The sequence below is a fragment of the Dactylosporangium sp. CA-139066 genome (assembly GCF_050936175.1).
Classification (GTDB): domain Bacteria; phylum Actinomycetota; class Actinomycetes; order Mycobacteriales; family Micromonosporaceae; genus Dactylosporangium.
The window spans coordinates 3,255,471-3,275,215 of record NZ_JBNJNH010000001.1; the positions used below are offsets into that span (position 1 = coordinate 3,255,471).

The 19,745-nt window shown below is 71.0% G+C and carries 8 protein-coding genes; 4 read left to right on the forward strand and 4 right to left on the reverse strand.

The features are described 5' to 3' along the window. Positions 1–38: 38 nt before the first annotated feature. Entirely contained in the window at positions 39–11,807 is an 11,769-nt protein-coding gene (locus ACQEVU_RS14845) for a hypothetical protein (RefSeq protein ID WP_433323705.1), read from the reverse strand. A gap of 442 nt (positions 11,808–12,249) precedes the next feature. Between ACQEVU_RS14845 and ACQEVU_RS14850 the strand changes: the two genes are divergently transcribed. The 3 genes from ACQEVU_RS14850 to ACQEVU_RS14860 all read left to right on the forward strand — a co-directional run bounded on the left by ACQEVU_RS14850 (position 12,250) and on the right by ACQEVU_RS14860 (position 15,245). Beyond that, positions 12,250–12,432, forward strand: a complete 183-nt coding sequence (locus ACQEVU_RS14850) for a hypothetical protein (protein ID WP_433323707.1) — start codon at positions 12,250–12,252, stop codon at positions 12,430–12,432. A gap of 491 nt (positions 12,433–12,923) precedes the next feature. After that, entirely contained in the window at positions 12,924–13,661 is a 738-nt protein-coding gene (locus tag ACQEVU_RS14855) for a hypothetical protein (RefSeq protein ID WP_433323709.1), read from the forward strand. A 990-nt stretch (positions 13,662–14,651) separates the two neighbouring features. After that, positions 14,652–15,245, forward strand: a complete 594-nt coding sequence (locus ACQEVU_RS14860) for a hypothetical protein (RefSeq protein WP_433323711.1) — start codon at positions 14,652–14,654, stop codon at positions 15,243–15,245. A gap of 283 nt (positions 15,246–15,528) precedes the next feature. Here ACQEVU_RS14860 and ACQEVU_RS14865 read toward each other — a convergent pair whose 3' ends face one another. The 3 genes from ACQEVU_RS14865 to ACQEVU_RS14875 are packed head-to-tail and all read right to left on the reverse strand — an operon-like array spanning position 15,529 to position 19,277. Next, positions 15,529–17,916 (reverse strand): hypothetical protein, encoded by a 2,388-nt coding sequence (locus tag ACQEVU_RS14865; RefSeq protein ID WP_433323713.1) that lies wholly within the window; start codon positions 17,914–17,916, stop codon positions 15,529–15,531. Between the two features lie 9 nt (positions 17,917–17,925). Continuing rightward, a complete protein-coding gene (locus tag ACQEVU_RS14870; protein ID WP_433323715.1) occupies positions 17,926–18,975 on the reverse strand; it encodes an alpha/beta fold hydrolase in 1,050 nt (349 codons plus the stop codon). 5 nt (positions 18,976–18,980) lie between these two features. Further along, on the reverse strand, positions 18,981–19,277 hold the full coding sequence (locus ACQEVU_RS14875; protein ID WP_433323717.1) for a YbaB/EbfC family nucleoid-associated protein: 297 nt from the start codon (positions 19,275–19,277) through the stop codon (positions 18,981–18,983). 162 nt (positions 19,278–19,439) lie between these two features. On the opposite strand from ACQEVU_RS14875, the gene ACQEVU_RS14880 reads away from it, so the two are divergent. Beyond that, positions 19,440–19,739 carry a zf-HC2 domain-containing protein gene (locus ACQEVU_RS14880; RefSeq protein WP_433323719.1) on the forward strand — a complete coding sequence of 100 codons (300 nt, stop codon included), beginning with the start codon at positions 19,440–19,442 and terminating at the stop codon, positions 19,737–19,739. Positions 19,740–19,745 lie beyond the last annotated feature (6 nt).

The window sequence follows — 19,745 nt, forward strand, 5'->3', positions numbered from 1 at the left end:
CATGCCCTCCGGCGAAGCCAGGCCGATTCAGTTCGTCGTTAGTCTGGGCAGTTCATGATGGCGGAGGCGATCCATCCCAGGCTGTCGTTGTGTTCGGGGAGTTGTTGGGTGAGTTGGGTCAGGTGGGTCACCCAGCCGACGCGGAGGCGGCCGTCTTTGGGCAGGAGGTTCTTGTGGAACCAGATGTCGTTCTTGACGTCTTCCTGGGACCGGTTCTCGGTGATCAGGTCGGCGACGGCCAGGAGGATCGCCTCGCTGGCCAGGTCGTGTGACACGGCCCGGGCCAGTGCGGCCAGGTGGGGCAGCATGCCGACCACCGCACGTTCCCGCTGCACCGGTGTGGCGTCACGGTCGATGTTCAGCAGCGGCGCGGCGATGACGTCCGGACGGTCGTCGCCGGCCTGCAGGTAGGCGACCGCCGCGTCGAACTGTCCCAGTTCGGCCAAGCCCAGCACCGCCTGATGGCCGGCGAACGCCGGGTCCCTCGACACGATCTGCTGTACCTGCGGCAGATCCCGTGCCAGCAGGGCCCGGTAGGTGTCGTACGTCTCACGGATCCGGCTGGTGTCGTGCAGCGGCACCGACAAGAACGAGGCCACCGGCGTACTCGGCCGGTCGAACACCGGCCGGCGCCGGCCGGCCGCCGCCTGCAGCAACTCCGCCGACAACACCTCCGACGACAACCCGGCCGCTTCCGGTTCGCCGGCCGGCCGGCGCAGCACCCAGGAATTGCTGAGGTTCAACGCGGCCAGGCCACCGGACGGGCCACCCAGCCCGGCACCCGCCGCACTGGTCTGATACACCGCCGACACGCCATACAAGTCCAGCAGGCTCTCCAACGCTGTCAGCCGCCCGCGGGTCACCACCACCGGCACCCGGCCCCGCCACCCATACACGTTCAACAACGTCCGGACCGCGGCCACCTGACCGGCATCCGGCGAGCCACCCGGCGGCACCGACACCACCACCACCGGCTGATCGACGCCACCCGCCGCGCGCTGCACCGCACTCAACACACCCACCGGCTCGCCAGCCCCCGAACCGACCACCACCACCTCACCCGACACACCACCAGAGTCCATAGTGGACAGCAAACCCGCACCCGACGGCAGGAACAACGGCCACGACGGCTCCACATCCCACCCAACCAGCCCGTCCGGGCGGTTGCCCGCCAGTGCCGGCAGGTAATGGCCGCCCCCGGTACGCACCACATACAGCTCCGGATCGCCCGCACGCCCCGACGAGACCGTCACGCCCTCCGGGGTGATCACATGCAGCCGCACGTCCAGCAGACCGGCCGCCACATCCACCAACACCTCGAACAACGGATGGTAGCCACCCGGACGGCTCAACGCCGCCAGGAACGCCTCGTACTGCCCCTCGCCCTGCGCCGCCGCAACCGCATACACCGAGTTACGGCTCGGGGCCATATCACCGAGTTGGAGCAGCAGCCAGGCCCGCAGATCCGCCGGACTCATCCCGGCCATCACAGCGACCGTGCCGGTCCGGCCCTGATGCTCCCGGGCCGCCTGGATCATCGAACCGAACCACGCATCACCGTCCATCACCATCTCACCCGCATACCGGCCCAACTCGTCCAGCGCCCTTTGCTGCGCCTCCGACAGCGTGTCCGGACCCCCCACCGGCGACGGCAGCACCGACCCCGCCGACAACACCGGCGACGACCCCACCACCGATCCGGCACCTGCCGCGACGACACCGGCCGGGACCACATCGGCAGGAGCCACACCGCGCGGGAACAACGGCTCGAAATGCCCCACCTCCGGCCGCACCACCCGCCCCAGACCATCCCGCAGCTCGGACTGCACCACCGTACGGAACACCAGGAACAGCGGACCCGACACACCCCGCACCGGATGCGCCACCACACTGCCGTCCACCGCACCCGCCAACACCTGAATCCGGAACCCTAACCCCAACAACAGCGCAGAAATCTCCGGATCATAAACATCCAACTCCTCCCCCCGCTCCAAATCCGCCCGCCCCGCAGCCGACGCCGGCAACCCATCCTCCAAATACCGGCGCAACTGCTCAGCCGACATCCCCCCACCCACACCATGGAACCGCATCAACTGCGACAAGGAATCCACCAGACACAAGTTCCCCACACCACTCGCCACACCACGCCGCACATCAGCCGGCAAACCCACCACCCGCTGCAACACCTCATAACCACCATCCACCCCACGACGCCACCCACCAACCGGCACCACACCCGCCCCAACAGCAGGAACAGCACCCACCGAGCCCACCGACCGGCTCGGCAACGCCGGCATGTAGTGGTTGCCGTTGCGGACGAGGTAGATCGCCGGCCCGGCTCCGAAAACGTGTTGGCGGCCGTTGCGGTCCACCACGACGATCTGTACTCCCAGGAACTGGGCGGCCATAGGGACATCAAACATCTGGTCGACGAGGAAACCGTTGTCTTCGGACAAGCCCGGCGCGTCGGCGACCTGATCGTGGATCAGCGCGCGCAGCGCGTCTGGGTCGTGGACGTCGATGCCGGCCAGTGCCGGCGGCATCTGGGCCAGCTCGCGTGCGGCCCGCAGCACCGAGACGAACCAACTGTCGTCGCCCGGCGGAGTCCACCGTGCGTACCGGCCGAGCCGTCCCAGCGCGGCCTGCTGTCCTGTATCGATCCGGTTCGGGTCCACCTCGTCGAAGGCCGGTGCCGGTCGGCGCAATCGCCGGCCGAACGCCGTCTCCACCTGGGAACGCAGGCCGTCGGCCACCAGTTCGGCCTGCCCCGGGCCCTCGAAGAGCAGCGCGTCCGCCACGTCCTGCAGCCGGCCGAACGGCTCGCTCGGCAGCAGGAATCGCATCTGTTCGTGCAGGGAGACGTCCGACTCGATCGCTCGGCCCGGGTAATGCGAGGCGGCAGTCTCGTTGTCGGCCAGCCCGAAGGTGATCCGCCGGACGATCTGCGCGGCGCGCTCACGCAGAGCGGCACGCCCGTCCGGGCCGAGCTCGTCCAGCGCCCGATCACGCCGCACCGCGACAGACGGTGGTAGCGGCGCCGGCTCGTCGGACGCCGATGACTCAACGACGCCTATCTGGTCGCCGTTGCCTTCGCTACTGGTCCGGCCGTCGTCCGTCGGATCGCCCGCGCCGAGGTCCGCGCGTGGCGTGATCGTGCCCCACGAACGTTTCGGCACGCTCCACGGCGTGTACGCCACGTCCTCGGCATCGCTGTCCGCGCGCAGGCTGTCCGGACCGGGCCGGCGCCGGGCACCCTCGCGGCGAACGTCCGGGCGCGGGTCGTGTGACGATCCGGCGTCGCTCGGACCGCGCACCTCGTCGTCCGACTCCGTGTCGGTGTCCACGGTGCCCTCTTCCGGCCGATGGCCGGCAAATCGCCGCCGCAACGACGCCATCCGGGCAAGTACCTCGTCGTGATCCGACTCGGCGAATGACCCGTCGCGTGGACGCGGGCGTCGCGACAGGACGCTGTGGGTGTCCGATTCCGCGGGAGCCGACGGGGGCGGCGGAGCAGGAGCCACCGATTCCACGGCATCTGCGAGCGCCCGGTCGTGGTCAGCGATCGCACCCCGGATCGCCTGCTCGAAGGTCTGCGCTCGGCTCCACGAGGTTCGGTACAGCCCGTAGAGCGCGAAATGGTCGATCCCGGCGCGGATCCGGTCCTCATCAAGCTGCCGGCCGTGCCAGCGCGCGGGATCCACCGGTTCACCGTCGGGGTCGACGGCGCTGGCGCGGTTCAGCTCGTCGAGGAGGATGGCGTACGCCGCGGGCGCGGTCAACGGTTCGCCGAAGTTGTCCAGCCGGAACACCCGGCCGGCGGGGTCGATGCGGTGCACCACCGGATTGCCGAACTGGTCGACGTCTTCGAGCTGGACGTGGCGGCCCAGAGCCCGGGCAACCTGCCGGGCCGTGTGCACATTGTCGAGCCCGGCCAAGGCGACCTCCGGCGGAAGCACCGCCGGCGTGGTGCGGTGTCTGTTGACCTCGCGGACCAGATCCCAGATCCTCGTCCAGGTGTCCGCCACGTCAGCCGGATCCGCCCGATTCGGCCCGGCGAGCTGCAACTCGAGGTGTGGCAGGAGCGCATGCTCGGCATATACCCGTGTGGCGGCCGCCGGGTCGACGTTTTCCAGCTGCTCGAACGCCCAGGCCCGCACCGCTTCGTACGCCCGGAACACTCGGCGACCCGGTTGGCTGGTCAACCTGATCGGCCCCGGCCGGTCGAGTGTGCGCTGGATGCGCCGGGCCACCTCGATGGGGGTCCGGCGCACGTCGCCGATCTCCGTGCCGACGTTGATCAGCTGCTCATCGAGGGGGAACTCCTGCGACTGCCGGTCCGCGCGCGGCCAGGTCGCCGGATCGACGAACGCGGCCGCGGCGGCGTTGGCGGCCGCCGCCCGCGCCTGCAGCTCCACCAGTTCGTCGGCGAATATCTCCAGGAACACAGTTCCGGTGATCGGGTCGCTGTATTCCCGGCTCTGGTGCCGGGCGGGCAGCACGGGGTTGTCCGTGTTCCGCTCCGCTGCCAGGCGCAGCACCACGTTCGCCTCGACCAGGAAAACCTCGCCCTGCTCTTTGATGTGTGTCTCGTTGCGGTAGTTGTCGGCAGCGGAGTTGTTCACTCCGCGCGGCGCCACCCGGCTGGCCGAGGTGCTCGCGTCGAAGTTGTCGGTTGCCCCTGGCTGGGTCGGGTTTGCCGGGTCGTTGAGATGGGTCTGCGCGGCCTGGTCGACGCCGCCCACGAACGAGGGGCGCAGCCGGTCATGGTTCGAAAAGGAACTGGTGCCGGCCTGGTGTTTGGCATAGCGGCCGGTGCCGGTGGCGTTGACGATCGGCGCCAGCACCCGCAGGTTGTACAGGTCGCCGGAGAGCCACATACTGACCCGGTCGCTGGAGTGGCCGGGGATGAACATGTTGTCGACCAGCAGGTACTCCCGGCCGGCCAGTGCCTTGGTCAGGTGATTGGTCAGATGGCTTCGGGACAGCAGCACCGGCAGCGAGATCGACGAACGGAACCCCGGGTCGCCCGCGACCGGGCCGAGCACCCTGGCCAGTAGCGCCTCGGCCGCCGGCAGCGCGTCGTCCACGAGCGCGGCGGTGATGTACGAATCGCCGGGCAGCCGGGGCAGCGCCGACATGTCGATGACCGGGGCCGGCCCCTGCAGTGGCTGTGCCTCGGCCAGTCCGCGCGGCACCCGCAGGACCAGGTTGCCCGCACGGCGCACCACCACCGGTTCGGTGTGACCCGCCAAGCTGCGGTACCCGTGGGTCAACGCGTTGTTCAACGGCCGGCTGACCATGTCCAGCCGGCGGACCGTCAGGCGAAATTCGGTGTCTATGTCGAACCGGTACTCGCCGGTCCAGTCGTACGCGGTCTGTTCCTCGGTGTTCTGGGTGGCGTGGGTGACGCCTTCGTGGTGACCGTCGGCGAAGTGCAGCTCGGGGCCCCCCGAGGTGTTGTGCGCGCCGGCCAGGCCGACCTTGGGCAGGGTCGAGGTATGGGTCGAGTCCCGCGACGTACCGGTGGTCTGCTCCGCGTAGGCGTGCCCGTAGTTCTCCAGGCCGGTGCCGCCGACGAAGTCCCGGACCGTCGGGGTGGAGGAGGTCAACAGCAGCTGCAGGTTCACCTCAACCACGTCGGTCAGCGTGTCGCCGATCGGGTTGACCAGGAAGAACGAGATCCCATGCGTGCCCAGCATGTCCTCGAGCATCGACTGTTCCCGGCCGCCGGACGTGATGCTCTGCAGGAGATCCAGGCCGCCCGGTACCCGGCCGAACAACGACTGCCCACCGGGTACCACCTTGCGGTACCACACCTGGGTCTCGAGCTCGCGCATCCGTTGGGCCCAGTCGTCCTGCCGGACGCCGAGCAGGCCGGGTGCGGCCGCCTCCACCCCCTCGTACACCAGGTCGAACATTCTGGATCCATCGTTGAACGTGAAGTCGTGTACGCCGCTGTGCCCAAGGGCACGCGGCCCGGTCCGGGTCAGGTACGGCGCGGACCACAGGTCGTTCGGGCTCTCCAGCCCGGCCTTGATGAGGGCCGCCCGAAGCGCGTCCCGGTGCCCGTCCTCCACGGTTTCGGCGATGCCACCCGACCACGCCCGTAGCGCGGAGTCACCCGGTCCGTAGTCGTTCATCAGCCGGCGCAGAATCCGCCCGACCAGGTTGTTGGACAGGGTCAGCTCGCCGTTCTGCCACCGGTTCAACGCGTCCTGAAGCTGCGCCAGGCTGATCGGCACGTGACCGTCGGCGTACGCGGCGAGCGCCTCCGGCTCGGCCAGCAGGTACACCATGGCCTTGCCGTCGACGTTGACGGTACTGTGCTCGGGCCGGGCCGGTACGAGTTTGCCGCCCCGCTCCCGGATCCCCTGGACGACGAAATCGACCGTCGTGGCGAAGGCATACGCCCGGTGGAAGTCCAGCTCGAGCAGTTCCTTGCCGCCTGTGCGGCTCATCGACTCGTTGCGGTTCCAGCCCCAGTGCGCGCGTCGGTCGACCTCGCCGGTGATGTCGGTGAGCCAAGGAAGTCCTGGATTGCCGTGCAGTGCCAGGTCGAGCTGGTCCACGCTGATCCCGCGACCACGCGACGACGAGTGCGATGCCTGCGCCAGCCACAGCTTGATCAGGCCGAGCGTGAACTGGTCCTTGGTCGCGCCGACGAACGTGGACGCGCCCAGATCGGCAGAGACCGCGAGCGCGCCGTGCCGGTCGGCGACGAGCCCGGACTCGAAGAGCTGGTTGGTCTGCAACTGGTGACTCAGCGCCTCCTTCAGGAACGAGCGCTGCATGATCTGGCCGGCGAAGTTGTTGACCTCTTCGTCGTTGGTCGCGCCGACGCCGGTCAGCTGAGGCTGCAGCGTGCGTGCCGCCTCCAGCAAGCCAGACGTGTCCAGGTGGTAGACGACGGCCTGGTCGATGACCTCGCGCGGGGTGGGGCTGCCGGCGGTTGCGGCCGGGCCGGCCTCGGCGATCCCGGTGTTCAGCAGCGGGACGAGGTGGACGGTCACCTCGGCCCGCACCGGGTCGTCCTCGTTGCGCATCGTCGGCGTACCGTCGTCGTACTCGATGGTGGCGAAGTAGCTGGTGGGCAATACAAACTCGTCCACGTCGCCCGGATACTCCAGCAGTTCCGGCCGGTTGACCGTGAACCCGACACCCTGGCTGGCGCCGACCGAGCGTTGGTACTCCACAGCGCCGCCGATGCTCTTCAGCAGGCCGAGGCCGAGGCTCGCCCCAGCGCCGGCGGCGAACGTCTGGCCGCCGCCGGCCCGCGTGCCGCCCGAGCCGGTCCCGATGGCCAGGTTCACCAGGTGGTACTCGCCGGTCCGGCGCCGGTAGTACTGCGAGTTGGGTGACTGCTCCGGGTCGGTCACCGGCCCCTGGGGCGGTGTGTACTCGGCGAGGTACTGGCGGGCGTTGATGGTGACCCGGGCGCTGCGCAACGTTCCGTTCGGCTCACGCACGGTCAGCGTGAACGGCAGCCCGTCCTGCAGGGACTGGTCGAAGTGCGAATCGAGGCCGTCGCCGGAGACGAACTTCGTCACCACGTTCAGGTTCGCCAGTTGCATGTTCTGCGTCACCTGGTCGTACACCGCTGTGGAATGGTGGAACGGCCGGTCGTCGTCCGGCGGCAGGAAGCCCCGCTCGCGAAGCTCGGTCATCACCCGGTTCCGCAGCCGCATCACCGACTCGTCGTCGACCCGGGCCAGGCCCATCCCGATACCCCGGCCGTCGTACACGTGCCTGGGCAGCACCCCGCCGGTGGCCCGCTTCCCGCCGGTGTCGCGCGTCGCGCCGGGCCGGTACGCAATCCGCTGCTGATTCGGCTGTGTACCGTTCACCGCGCGGGTGTCAACCGGCAGCCCATGTGAGTAGGCCGCCGGCTCGGGCAGCCGCACCAGCGCGGTGCCATCCACCGAGTCGGTCAATGCAGGCCGGGCGGCCGGTCGTGCAACGGTCGACACGGTCGCCCAATGGCGCAGCGGCATCGTGTACCCGTTGGTGTGCCCGGTGTAGCGAGACACCAGCACCCACAGCCCCGTCCGGCCGGCGTTCGTCGTGTCGTTGTTGGTCCAGGTCCAGCCCAGATGAGCGCTCACCGAGAAGCCGAACCCGCGCGAGGATGCCAGGTCGACCGCACCGCTGACCTGAGCGTTGCTCTCGTTCTTGACGCCGTGGCTGGCACTCTGCCCGACGATCGCGGTGCGTACCCGCTCCAGGTGGGACACATTGCTGGTGGCGCCGGCCCGCTGCGCCCGGGCGCTGCGGATGGTCCGTACCCGCACCACGGCGACCGCCTGACCGTGCTGGTCGTGCAGAGTGATCCGATAGCCGTCGTGCTCGTTGATCGCCGCGCCCAGGTTGGCGTCCAACTTCCACAGTTTCTGCCGCAGTTCCTCGCGCATCGGGCTGCCCAGCGGCATCGGGACGCCGCCGGCCTGTACCTGGTCGACGATGTTGTCGTACAGCTTGGGCAGCCCGGTCAGTCCGGAGGCGAAGTAGGTGTCCGGCAGCCGGGTTTGGTTGGCCTCGAACTCCTCCTGTCCTGGGGCGCCCGGACCCGGGTCGTGGGCGATCACCTGCGGCCCGGCGTCGCCCAGGTAGTGGTCAGGGATGTAGACGAGCAAAGGGTCCTGGTGCGCGCCGTCGCTCTTCCAGACCGGTGGAACGTCGTCCCAATCCAGCGCGGGGTCGCTGCGCATCTGCACGGTCCAGTTCGGCCGGTAGGCGATCAGCGTGGAGTCAACCCGGTTGGACTCCACCCGGCCGGACTCGGCATCCTTGAACTGCGACGTGGTCCAGGCCGATTCGTTGGCGGTACCGGCGATGCTCCCGCCGAACCTGCCCGCCTGAAGCACGCCCGGACCCACCCCGAATCCGAAGCCGACCGCGAGCCGGCCACGCAGCGAGGTGCCCTGCCCGGTGTGCGACTGGGAGACACCGCCGGTGTTGAATGTTCCGTGGGTGTTCTCGTTGGCCCGGAACCGTCCCTGCGCACTCGTTTCCCGGCCCGCCTCGGCGTCCCGCGAGGGCCCTGGCGCCACCAGGTCGTACGAGCCGGCCGGGTTGGGGATGAACCGCGGGTCACTGGGCGCCATGGTGATCAGCAGCTCGACACCGTCGAGGGTCACCGAGTGACCGCCGCCGGCCACCTGCCGGTAGTTGGCCAGCAGCCGCTGGCCCAGCTCGTTGAGTTGCCGCTCGGCGATTGGCCGGCCGCGCGCGATGGCCGCCGCCCGTACCTGGCTCACCAGTTCGTCGACGTGTGGCAGGGTACCGCGCGGGATCCCGATCGAGTGCACGGTGGAACGGGCGGGCGGCAGCACCAGCGGAGGCCGCACCCGATCGATCGGCGGCTCACCGCCCGCACCGGGCCGGCCGCCGTCGGGGCCACCCGGCTCCGGGTCGGTTGCGTATTCGAGCGAGCCCCGGTCGCTCGTGGGTTGGTGGCCGGTCGACTCATGGTTGGCCACACCCTCGGGAGGCAGGTCGGTGACGTCACCGCCGGCCACGTCGCTCGTACCGGCCGGCTCTCGATCGGAAGAACCGCCGTTGTACACGCTGCCGGACAGGTCCGGATCGGGGTGCCCCGCGCTGTTCTCGGAGTCCGACGGCGGTTCGAGAAACACCGCCGGGTGCACGTCCGTCGCCGGTTCCAGCTGGACGGTCCGCGGACCGGATACACGGGCCGTACCCGGGCCGGGTACCCGGACCGTACCGGGGCGTGATCGTACCGGTACCGTCGCCATCACGTGCCCGTTCGCGTCCACGACCAGGGTCAACGGCCGGCGTGGCGCGCGCTCGCCGGGGGCCTGGTAGAGGTGCGACGTCCCGTCCGGCCCGATGATCTCGACATCCACGCCGAACACGGCGGTCATCGTGCGAGCCAGCAGGTGCGGTGTCTCCGGGTACAGCATCCCCGTCGGGGTGGCCAGCCGGGCCGCGAAGTCCAGCACGGCGGCGCGGCCGACCGCTGCGTCCGAGCGCTCCGCGGCGGTCAACGGCGACTCACCCGGCCGGCCCAGTTCGGCTCGGACCAGCGCGCCGAACGCCGATCGCAACGACGCGGCGGGTACATCCGCGACGTTGCCCAGCCGGACCGGACCGTGGCGACCCGCCAGTCGTAGCGCCTCGAACAGCGCGTTGCCGTCCGGCCGGGTCCAGACCGCGGCCAACCCCCGATCGCGGAGCGCGTCGGCCTGTTCCCGGTTGAGGATGTTGGGGTCGCCGGCCTGCTCGATGACGCCCGGCCAGCTGGTGTGCGGTGGGGCCGGGGTACGGTGCGTGTCGGACAGCGCTTCGCGCACCGCGGCGAGCGCGCCGTCCAGGGTGGCGTCCTCGCGCTGCGGAATGCCGCCGTTCCGGTCGACGGAGTCACTGCCGACCAGCTGGGTACGCAGTCCGGCCGCCCACTGCTCGCGGTCCGGCAGCGGAAGATTCTCGACGCCGGAGATGGTCGCAAGTGCCCGGCCCAGCTCGTCGAGCGAACCGACGTCGTCCTGCACCGTGGTCGGGTCGTCCGGCAGGCCGGGTCGCAGCACCTGGGCCGGCTCCGCCGCCAGCACGGCCGGTACGAGGTCGCGCGGTACGGTCGCCAGCAACGTATCGGTGCTGTCCGCGACCAGCACCATCGGTGGCTCCGTGGAGTCCGGCCCGTATCGCACCTGGCTGCCGTCGGACCGGACTACGTCGACCGGGCGCCCGGCCAGTATCGCGGCCAGGTGCACCAATACCTCGGCACCGGGCAAGGGTTGCCGGTCGTTGCCAGCCAACCCCGCACGTACCGGCTCCGGTACGGCGTCGGCCGGCAGCCCGGCGGCGATCCACCCCGCGATCGCACCGTCGATCGTCTGGTCCACAATGGACACTCCGAGCGTCGGCCAGCCGCCGTCGATCCGCTCGGCGAGCAGCATCCCGGCGATGCTGTCCGGCGACACCGTCGCGGCACTCGTGGTCAGCGCCTGCATCCCGGGCACCCGGTGCAGGACCCCGCTGGACAGTACGGTACCAATCACGCCTCCCGACTCGTCCGCGGCCACCGCGTGCAGCCCACGTTGGTCGAGTACGGATGCCGCCTCGGAGCTCAACCGCTGATCGTCCATCCGGCCCCAGGCGAGTGGCGGCGGATCCGCTGCCTGGGCGCCGGCTCGGGCCGGGGTGGCTCCTCCGAGCGTGCCGTATGACGACGGTCGGTTGGCTACCGGCTCATCGCCCGCCGACGATCGGTTGAGCTGGGTGCTCAGTGCCGCCATGGCTGGGGACAGCCGCGGCAGGCTGCCCGGCGCCACGCCACGGTGGGTGACCAGTACCCGGTTGAAGCTGCCTACGGCCATCCGGGCTCGGCGCGGGTCCAGCACCCCGGCCAACGGCTCCTCGGACCGGTCAGGAGAGGGGGTCCTCCTGGTCGTCTGGATCACCCGGCGCGCCACGCCGGCAGTGGTCGTCGAGCGTCGCGATCGCCGCTGGTCAGTGGGCGGCTGCGGCCTACGTACCGGCTGCGGCGTACGCGGCGGCGTGTCGGCGTCGTCGACCACCGGCTGCGGGGGGTCGCCCGCCGGTCGGTCGGCCGACCTGTCCGCGGTCCGGGTGAAGGTGGTGATCGGTCGTCGGGTGACCACCCGGGAACCGCCGCGGGTACCGCCCAGGGTGGGCCGGGCGGTACCCGGCCGGCCGCCACCGGTCGGCCGGCGGCCGTCCCCGAACGTGCCACCACCCCCGCTCGAATCATCGCTCGGGTGCAGTTGGATCTCGTGAGCGTCCGGGTCGTAGCGCAGCGAGCCGCGCGCGGTGGCCGGCGGCAGCACCAGATTGTTCAGCGGGTCCAGCGACAGGCCGCCGATGTCCGGGCCGGAGGAGGCGGCGAAGGCGGCACGTTTGACGGCACCGGTGCCCAGGTCCAGCTCCAGGACGTCGAGCTGGATCGCCTTGACCGGCAGGTCCTCGAGGTTGCCGGTGGTCTGGTTGAGCCGGTGAAAGGTGCGCGGCGGTGCGGGTGGTGCCGGAGTCCCGGACGGCGCGGTGTCCTCGGTCACGGTCGGCACCGGCCGCCACAACCCGGTGTCGGTGTCCCTTACCAGTGCCACACTCGTCTGGCCGGCGACCGTGCCCTCCAGGCGGACGGTCGTGGCCGGGAAGCCGGGAATGACACCGGCGTGCCAGCCCGTTCGGGTACCGTCCAGCCGGTGGTACTGATAGATGCCGCCGGGGCCGCCCGGACCCGGTGCCACGTTCGGTGCACCGTGGTACGTGAGCAGATCGATCACGCCGTCCGGATCACGCCGCAACACCTGGTACCGGGTGCTGGCGGCCGGTGCCGGCGCGGGGAGTGCCGAGCCGACCGGCCGGCCGTCCGCGTCCCGGTCCGGCGGGCTCGGCACGTGCCGGGTGTCCATCGGGACCACGTCCCAGCGGCCGGTGCCCTCGTCGTAGGTGAGTACCTGTGCCCTCGGCTCTCCTACCGGCACCCGGCGGCCGCGCCGCCACGCGTAGCCACCCGGCTCGTACCCGCCGAGAGGTTTGACCTCGTGGATGCGTTCCCGCGGATCCAGGACCTCCTTGGTGCTCAGTCCGGTCGTCCGGTCGACGGTGTAGTACTCGTACTGGACCGGTCCCGCAACCTCCTCGGCGTTGCTGGTGTCGGTGTTGGTCCTCGGGTTGATGCCCGCCGGCATCTCCGGCGCCTCGGACGTGCTGACCGGGTCGACGTCGCGGTCCGCCGCGGTACCCAGCCGCTGCCCGCCGGTCGGCCACTGGTGCTCGTCGTGTGCGGCCAGGGTGACCAGTTCCCGCCGTCCGGTCGCCAGTACGGTGCGGAACAGTTGCCGCCCGGGCCGGGTGAGCGGCGGCCGGGCCAGAGGCCGGCCCGGTGCGATCGGCTCGAGGGGCTCGAACGTCCGCTGCCTGTGCGCCTGCGGTAGCGGATGCGTTCCCGTGATGTCCTCGAGGGCTCTGGACAGCCGCCGGATTTCCTGGCGCAACGTGCGCACCTCGTGCCGGCCGGCGCGGTCGTGCTGCTCGGGAGTGAGGGTGAGGTACATCGGCGGGCGGATGTGCAGTGGCCCGCCGTGCAGCGTCTGCCACTCCCGGTCGGACAGTCCGTCGAGGGGCGGCCCGTCGACTACCGGACGGGTTCCGGGCGCAGGAGGCGCTGTTGCGACCTCGTCACCGTCGACTGTCGCGGCCAGCCGGCGCACCGCGTTCCCCAGGACGGCGACGCGTTGCATCGCCGCCTCGGCGTCGTGGCGATCCCACTCATGATGCTGGTCGTCGGTCAGCGCCATCCGCGGGTGATCGACGTGGTCCATCGCGAGGTCCAGGTACACCTGACGCTCGGTGCGGATGTCACGCGGAGAGCCGACCAGGTACATGGCGGCTCGCTGCTCCTCGTGCCCGAGCGCCTCCCGGGCCATCCTCAGCAGGACCGCTGGTGGTGTTGGTGGCTCCTCCCGTTGCGGGATGGGAACCTCGCGGTTCCACCGTTGCCGGGCGCCTTCCAGCGCCGCGTTGACGTGCTCCTCGCGCTCGGCGATGGTGCCGAATCGGCCCTCGGGCGCCGCTTCGAGCGCGGCCCGGGCGGCCTGCAGCGACCGCTGGGTCTCGGCGAGATCGCGCCGCCGGTTGAGGATGACCGTGATCCGCCGGCGTCGCAGGCTGCGTGACACCTCGTCGGGCCTGATGCTCGCCTGCTCGGCCGCGGAGAGGTGGGTGCCGTCCCAGATCTGGCGCTCCCGCGGCGTCAGCGAATCCTCGCTGAAGGGACGCGGGCGCCGGGGACGGGGCCGGCTCTGCACATCCTGGGCGCTCTCGACCGTCGTCGGTGTGTCCGGTGGCGCCCCCTCGACGGTCGTCGGTGTGTCCGCCCGTGCCAGGTTCAGCGATTCCGGGCCGGGCTGCCGCCGCGACATGCCGAAGCGTGGATCGTTCGGTGTGTCCAGCTGGGCCCGGACGGGGCCGGCCGACTCGACCACCGGCGCGAATGCCTTGTCGACCACCCGGCCCGTGTCGTCGACGACAACCGCTCGGGTCGCCGCCACCGGCTCCAGGCCGTCCACTCCTTCGACGATCCGCCTGTCCGGTTCGGCCTGGACGTCCACCCGGACGACCGTCCCGTCGGCGAGGTGGTACAGGGCGAATCCGTGCCCGATCCCGGACCTGCGGCCGAGCAGGACGAACGCGGCCGCGCCCGGCCCCGCGGCGAACACGGCGCGGCGCAGGTCGTCCCAGGAGGGCACCCTGTCCCAGGTGGCCCCGGGTACCAGCGTGTCCGCCGGCCGGCCGGTGTTCAGGGCGAGGTCGTCGTGGACCCCGGTGGCCCGTACACCGGTGGGGTAGAGCCGGTCCTTCAGGGCGTCCAGCAACGCGACACAGTTGATCTGGTCGGTACCGGAGCCGACCGCGCGGACGGCGTCGCGCACCGCGCCCGCCAGCTGCAGCCGGTTCAGCCGGGTTGGCCCGACCGGCCCCGCACCGGCCGGCCGGCCGATCGGGCCCGGCCGCTGCACTGTGGACAGATTGCTCGGCCCGCCCGCCGGCGCCACCGGGCGCCCGACGTGAGTGGAGCGCCCGGCGGCGATGGTGGTCAACGCGGACAGAACGTCCTGGACGGAGCGCGAGTCCGGCAGCATCCCGAACGATATGCCGGCCGCATCGTGGGGGAGCAGGGCCGCCCGCAACGTCGCGAGGTCGATGAACGAGACCCCGTGGGGCTCACGCACCCCCAGATAGAGCGAGGTACCGGCGGTGCTGTCCACCGCGACCAGGCCGTGGGCGCCCGGTGTCGCCGACTCCATGCGGCGAAGCAGTTCGACGTACCCGTCGAGAACCTCGACCGGCACCGCGCCAACCGCCGCGACATCCTCCCGCTCGAATGCACCGCGCAGGCCGGTGGCCACCGGCCGTCGATGGTTCACCAGCGCGGCCGGCAGCCCGAGCTCGACACCCCCGTCACTGAACACGATCCGGCCGGGCGGATGCGGGTGCGCGGCGACGATCGACGCCACGTCGTCGTTGACGTCCGCGTAGGGCCGGGGTGCGCGGCTGGACCGTGGCACCACGCGTACCACATCGCCCTGACCGGCAACGGTCATCTGCCCGTGCCGATCGAAATAGATCACCCGGTGCGGGGCCAACGGCAACGCCGCACCGGGCTCGTCCGGGCGCAGGTCGGCCGCCCAGGCCTGGACCGGAAGCCGAAGCAGATCGGCCTGCTCGCCCAGGCCGGAAAGGGTGAGGCGGCCCGGTGACCGCGGCAGGGTGTGCACCGTGCGGTCGAGCGCCTCGGGCGGCTGGCGGTCGAGAAAGCGCGACATCCGCGGCAGGTCCAGTGGGCCGGACCCGGAGTGGAACTGTGTGACACCGGGCAGCTGCGGCCCCGTGGCGTCCACACCGGACTGTGGGCCCGGGTTCAGGGCCCAGCCGCCGGGCACCGGCACCACGCCGTCGCCGCAGATCTCCTTCAAGCGGCTGAGCATGGGGAGCGTCATGACGGCCTCCATTGTGGACACCAGGGGACTCGGGGCGGGTCGGTCAGGGACAACTGGCCAGGGTTTCGGTCAGGATCCTCAGGAGCCCGGCGAGCTCTGGCCGCCCGTCCGCGGTGATCCTTTGCTCGAGGGCGCTCATCCGCACCACCCACGCGACCCGGTCGATCGGACTGAGCTGACAGGCCTGGATCTGTGTGACGGCACCCCGCAAGACCGGGTTCGCCCCGACCGGGTCCGGCTGCGCGGCCAGGTGCCGGGTCGTCTCCGCATCGATGCCGAGTACGGTGCTGACCGCCGTGAACACCGTGGCATTGGCCTGGCCGTGGCTGAACCGTCTGACCGTCCCGGCGCCGTCCTTCGCCACGACCCGGCGCTCGCCCGCTTCGTCGAGGGCGCCGGCCAGGGCGGCCATGTCCGCCATCCAGGCCCTGCCCTCTTGTGGACCGCGCGCCCGCCCGCCCGTGTACGTCAGCCACAGCAACTCGTCGTCCCAAGGCTTGCGCAGCTTCCGCTTCTCCCCGGCGTCGTCGTCCAGTCCCACGGCGGCGTGTGGCTGCAGGTAGTCGAAGGCGAACGTCTCGCGAAGCGGCTCCGAGAGGACGGGGCCGGGTTCGATGGCGGTTAGGTCGACGGGTCCCGTGGGCGCGAACCGCTGTGCCGACGGGTCCGCCACCCCACCAGCCGCGCGCACCAAGCCGAGGATCACGTCATAGGCGCCCACCTCACGGTCGCCGGGCTCCTGCCGGCGGAGGTTGTGCAATGCCTCGCCGACATCCGGCCGGAGCAGATCGGTGATGTTGTCCCGCAGGTACCGCTCGGCGTCGGTCCAGGTGTTCTGGGCCAGCCATCGGGCCAGCACGGGCGGCAGCCCGCGATCGTCCGGTGCCACGGGCACCGTGTCGGCCGCGGCGAACAACGCCGGGGTCAGGCCGGCCGCCGTCGTGTGCACGACGCCGGCCGGATCGGTCACCTGCCAGCGCTGTTCGAGCCCGTCCGTGCGGGCCTCGACCGTTACGGGCCGGAACTGCGCGCGGACGGCCGCGTACGCGTCTGAGCCGGAGGTCGCGACAACGACCGGCCGCGCGCCGAGCCGCTGATAGCGCACCAGCACGGTACGCAGCGCCGTCAGTTCAGGTCCGTCCTGGGCCAGACCGTGGAGGACGTTGATCGCGACGACCGGCCGCTGCGCGTCCCGCGCCGCATGGACGATCCGCGTCAGGGTGTCGGCCCGCTGCCGCCAGGAATCTCCCGTGTCCACTACGAGGACCGGTCCCACGTATCGCGTGCCCACCGGCGCGGGGATCGGCTCGACCGGCGCGGCCGGCTGACCTGGTGCTGGCAAAGGCTCTTCTGGTACGTCGGGCGCTCCCGGCCGGGCCGCGGGCGGGCCGGACCGGGACGTCGACGCGACAATCGCCCGACCGGCCGGGTCGACCCGCACCACACGGGTACCCGGATCCAGCAGGACCGCCATCCGCCGATCGTGCGACGCAGGATCGGCCAGGGCCACGGACATCGTGGGACCGTCCGTACGCGACCCACGGCCGTCAGGCGGCTCGACCCACCACAGCTTCGGCTCCGGTCCGTCGTCGGACATCAGCCACATCAGCCGTTCCGGCCCGGAACCGCGTGGCGCGGACCGGACGAGGGCCGCCGACCCGGGTGCGTCGAGGAGTCCGACGATCAGGGCGTCGGGATCTACCCTGGCCGGAGTACCACCGAGCAGCTCGTACAGCTGCGCCGAGGTGACCGGGGCCACCGACCGTCGCAGCACCTCCACGACTCCCGCGGGCGCCCCGTACCGGGCCAGATACACCCCCAGCGCGTAAGGCGCCGGTGACGGTGACTCGCCGCCGAATACCCGCCACGGTTGCGGTGCCTCGGGCCGGATCTCAGGGACCTGGTCGAGGTACTGCTCCAGGCGCTGCCAGGACGGCGCCGGCCCGCCGGTGGCGAGGTCGACCGCGGTGTGCACCGCCCCGCGCATCGCCGACTGGAGCCGCGGCAGCACGCGTGTCGCGGTAGCGTCCGCAGCCGCGGTTTCCTGCTCATCGCCGTCCACGGACACGGTCCGCGGCGAGGGAGCCAGACCGGGCCCGGCGTGGACGCGTACACCGTAGAAGTCCGCGATGCCCTCGAGCGCCTTGGTGTCTCCGGCCGGGCCGGCCGACGGCGAGGGCACGATGACGAGCCGGGCGCGCTCGGGGCCGGTCAGCGCGCTCACGTACCGCTGCACCGGAGCGGACATCTCCGCGCCGGCGTCGAGGTAGAGCGCGACCGTGCCAGGTAGCGGTGACTGGTGCAACGCCCGGGCCATGAGCACCGGGTCGGGCGATGCCGTCGTCCGGTTGGTGAGCATGAGCAGCCCGGACGGCACGGGAACGACCAGGAGGTCTTTGCAGATCACCCAGGTGCTGGCGCCGTCGGCCATGGCCGTCCCCTACTCGCCGCTGCGCTTCGGGTGGTGCACCCGTGACGACTGCGGCGGGACCACACCGCCCGTCCATGCCAGCATGGCCGCGTGCGTGGACGGCGCGGTCGTCGACCAGGCGAGGCAATGCCCGGTGTCGGGAACCAGCATGGTCGTCAGGGCGGCGTCCGGCCCGTAGTACGCCGCTTCGTAGTCGTGCACCGCGGTCCGTGAGTCGCAGTCGAGCCAGTCGGCGCCGCAGAACATCGCATCACGCTGGCCCAGCACGAGAAGCACCGGCAGGTTGACCCGGTACGTGAGCCCTTCCTCCGGACGCGGCGGGAACAACAGGGCGCTTACCTCCGGCAGCTTGACGCCGAACGCGACGACGTCCTTGGTCTCCTCGTCCAGCCGCACCATGGCGGGGTCGGCGGTCGCCGGACTGTAGAACAGACGGGCCCGGCCGCCCGGCCGGAAGGTGTCGTAGCCGGAATACAGACCGGATCCCGCGAATTTCGGGTCGTCGTTCGCCGGATACACCTCCGCGGCCAGCGCCGCACCCTGTTCGACGCTCTGGCCGTGCAGCAGACCGGTCACGACCAGGGCGTCGATGTCGTCGGGGTAGTGCGCCGCCACCGTGATGCCGTCCGTCGAACCCAATGAATGCCCGACCCAGACGACCCGCCGGAACGAGGTACCGAGAGCACCGGAGCGCAGCGCCGTCACCACATCATGCAAAGCGACGGCTTCGGCGCCGACCGTGAGCACGCTCGACGGCGGCACTGAGCTGTTGCCGGTGCCGAGCGCATCGACGTTGAAGGTCGCGAATCCGGCCCGCGTCGCCGCGTGAACAAACGAGTATCGACTATTGTGGACAGGTGGGTCCCAGTACAGGTGGTTGTACGACGAACCGTGGACGAGCAGTAGGACCGTGTCCGGCGGGGTCGAGCCGCGATAGCAGAGCTCGCCCCAGACGTGCTGGTCGTAGGGCCCCGGGTCGGCGGTCCGGACGGGGACGGCGTGCTGGGTGCGGTGTTGAGGTGATGTCACCGGTTCGCTGCGGACGGACAATGTGCTCACCGGCCTCAGGCGATCCGGGTCTTGGCCCGGCCGTACGCCTGGATCGCCTGCTGGGCCTCACGTATGGCGCCCAGGACGAGCTGCTCCAGCGTGGCCACGGCGTGCGGGTCGGCGACGGCCGGGTCGATCTGCACGCGGACCGGTTCGCCGTTGCCGCGCATCGTCACCACCACCTTGCCGTCGCCCGCGCTGCCGGTCAGTTCGACCTCGTTCAGGTCGCGCTGGAGCGTGAGCAGGTTGTCTCGCAAAGCCATGGCCTGTTCCATCAACTGCCGCGGGTTGCTCTGCCCCTGGGGTCGCATGTCTTCCTCCGGTCATCAGCGGCCGCATTGATGTGCCTGGCAACCACTACGTGCCGGCGAACGCACCGGTTCGGACGATCCGAGGTCGGCGGTCGATCGACGCGGACCCTATCGCCGCCGGAATCGGGTGTGAACTGAGTCCCGGGCCGGCCCGTCGTGCAGGTGACGACATCGGACGGAGGGACGGACCGTGGCGATCACGGCGGGGACGGCACACTGATGCATGAGTTCGGCCATGGTGCGGCCGCGCTGTACCTTCTCGGTGCCCTCGACCCGGTGCGCGAGCACGCCTTCGAACAGCATCTCGCCTCGTGCCGGACGTGCCAGCGGGAGTGCGACGAGTTCGGCCCGGTGGCGACCGAACTGAGCCGCATGCCCGACCATGAGGTGGCGGCCCTGCTGGCGGGCGGCACGGTGGATCCTCCCCGTCGGCGCCGCCGGTTCAGGTTGTGGTGGCGCTGACGGAGG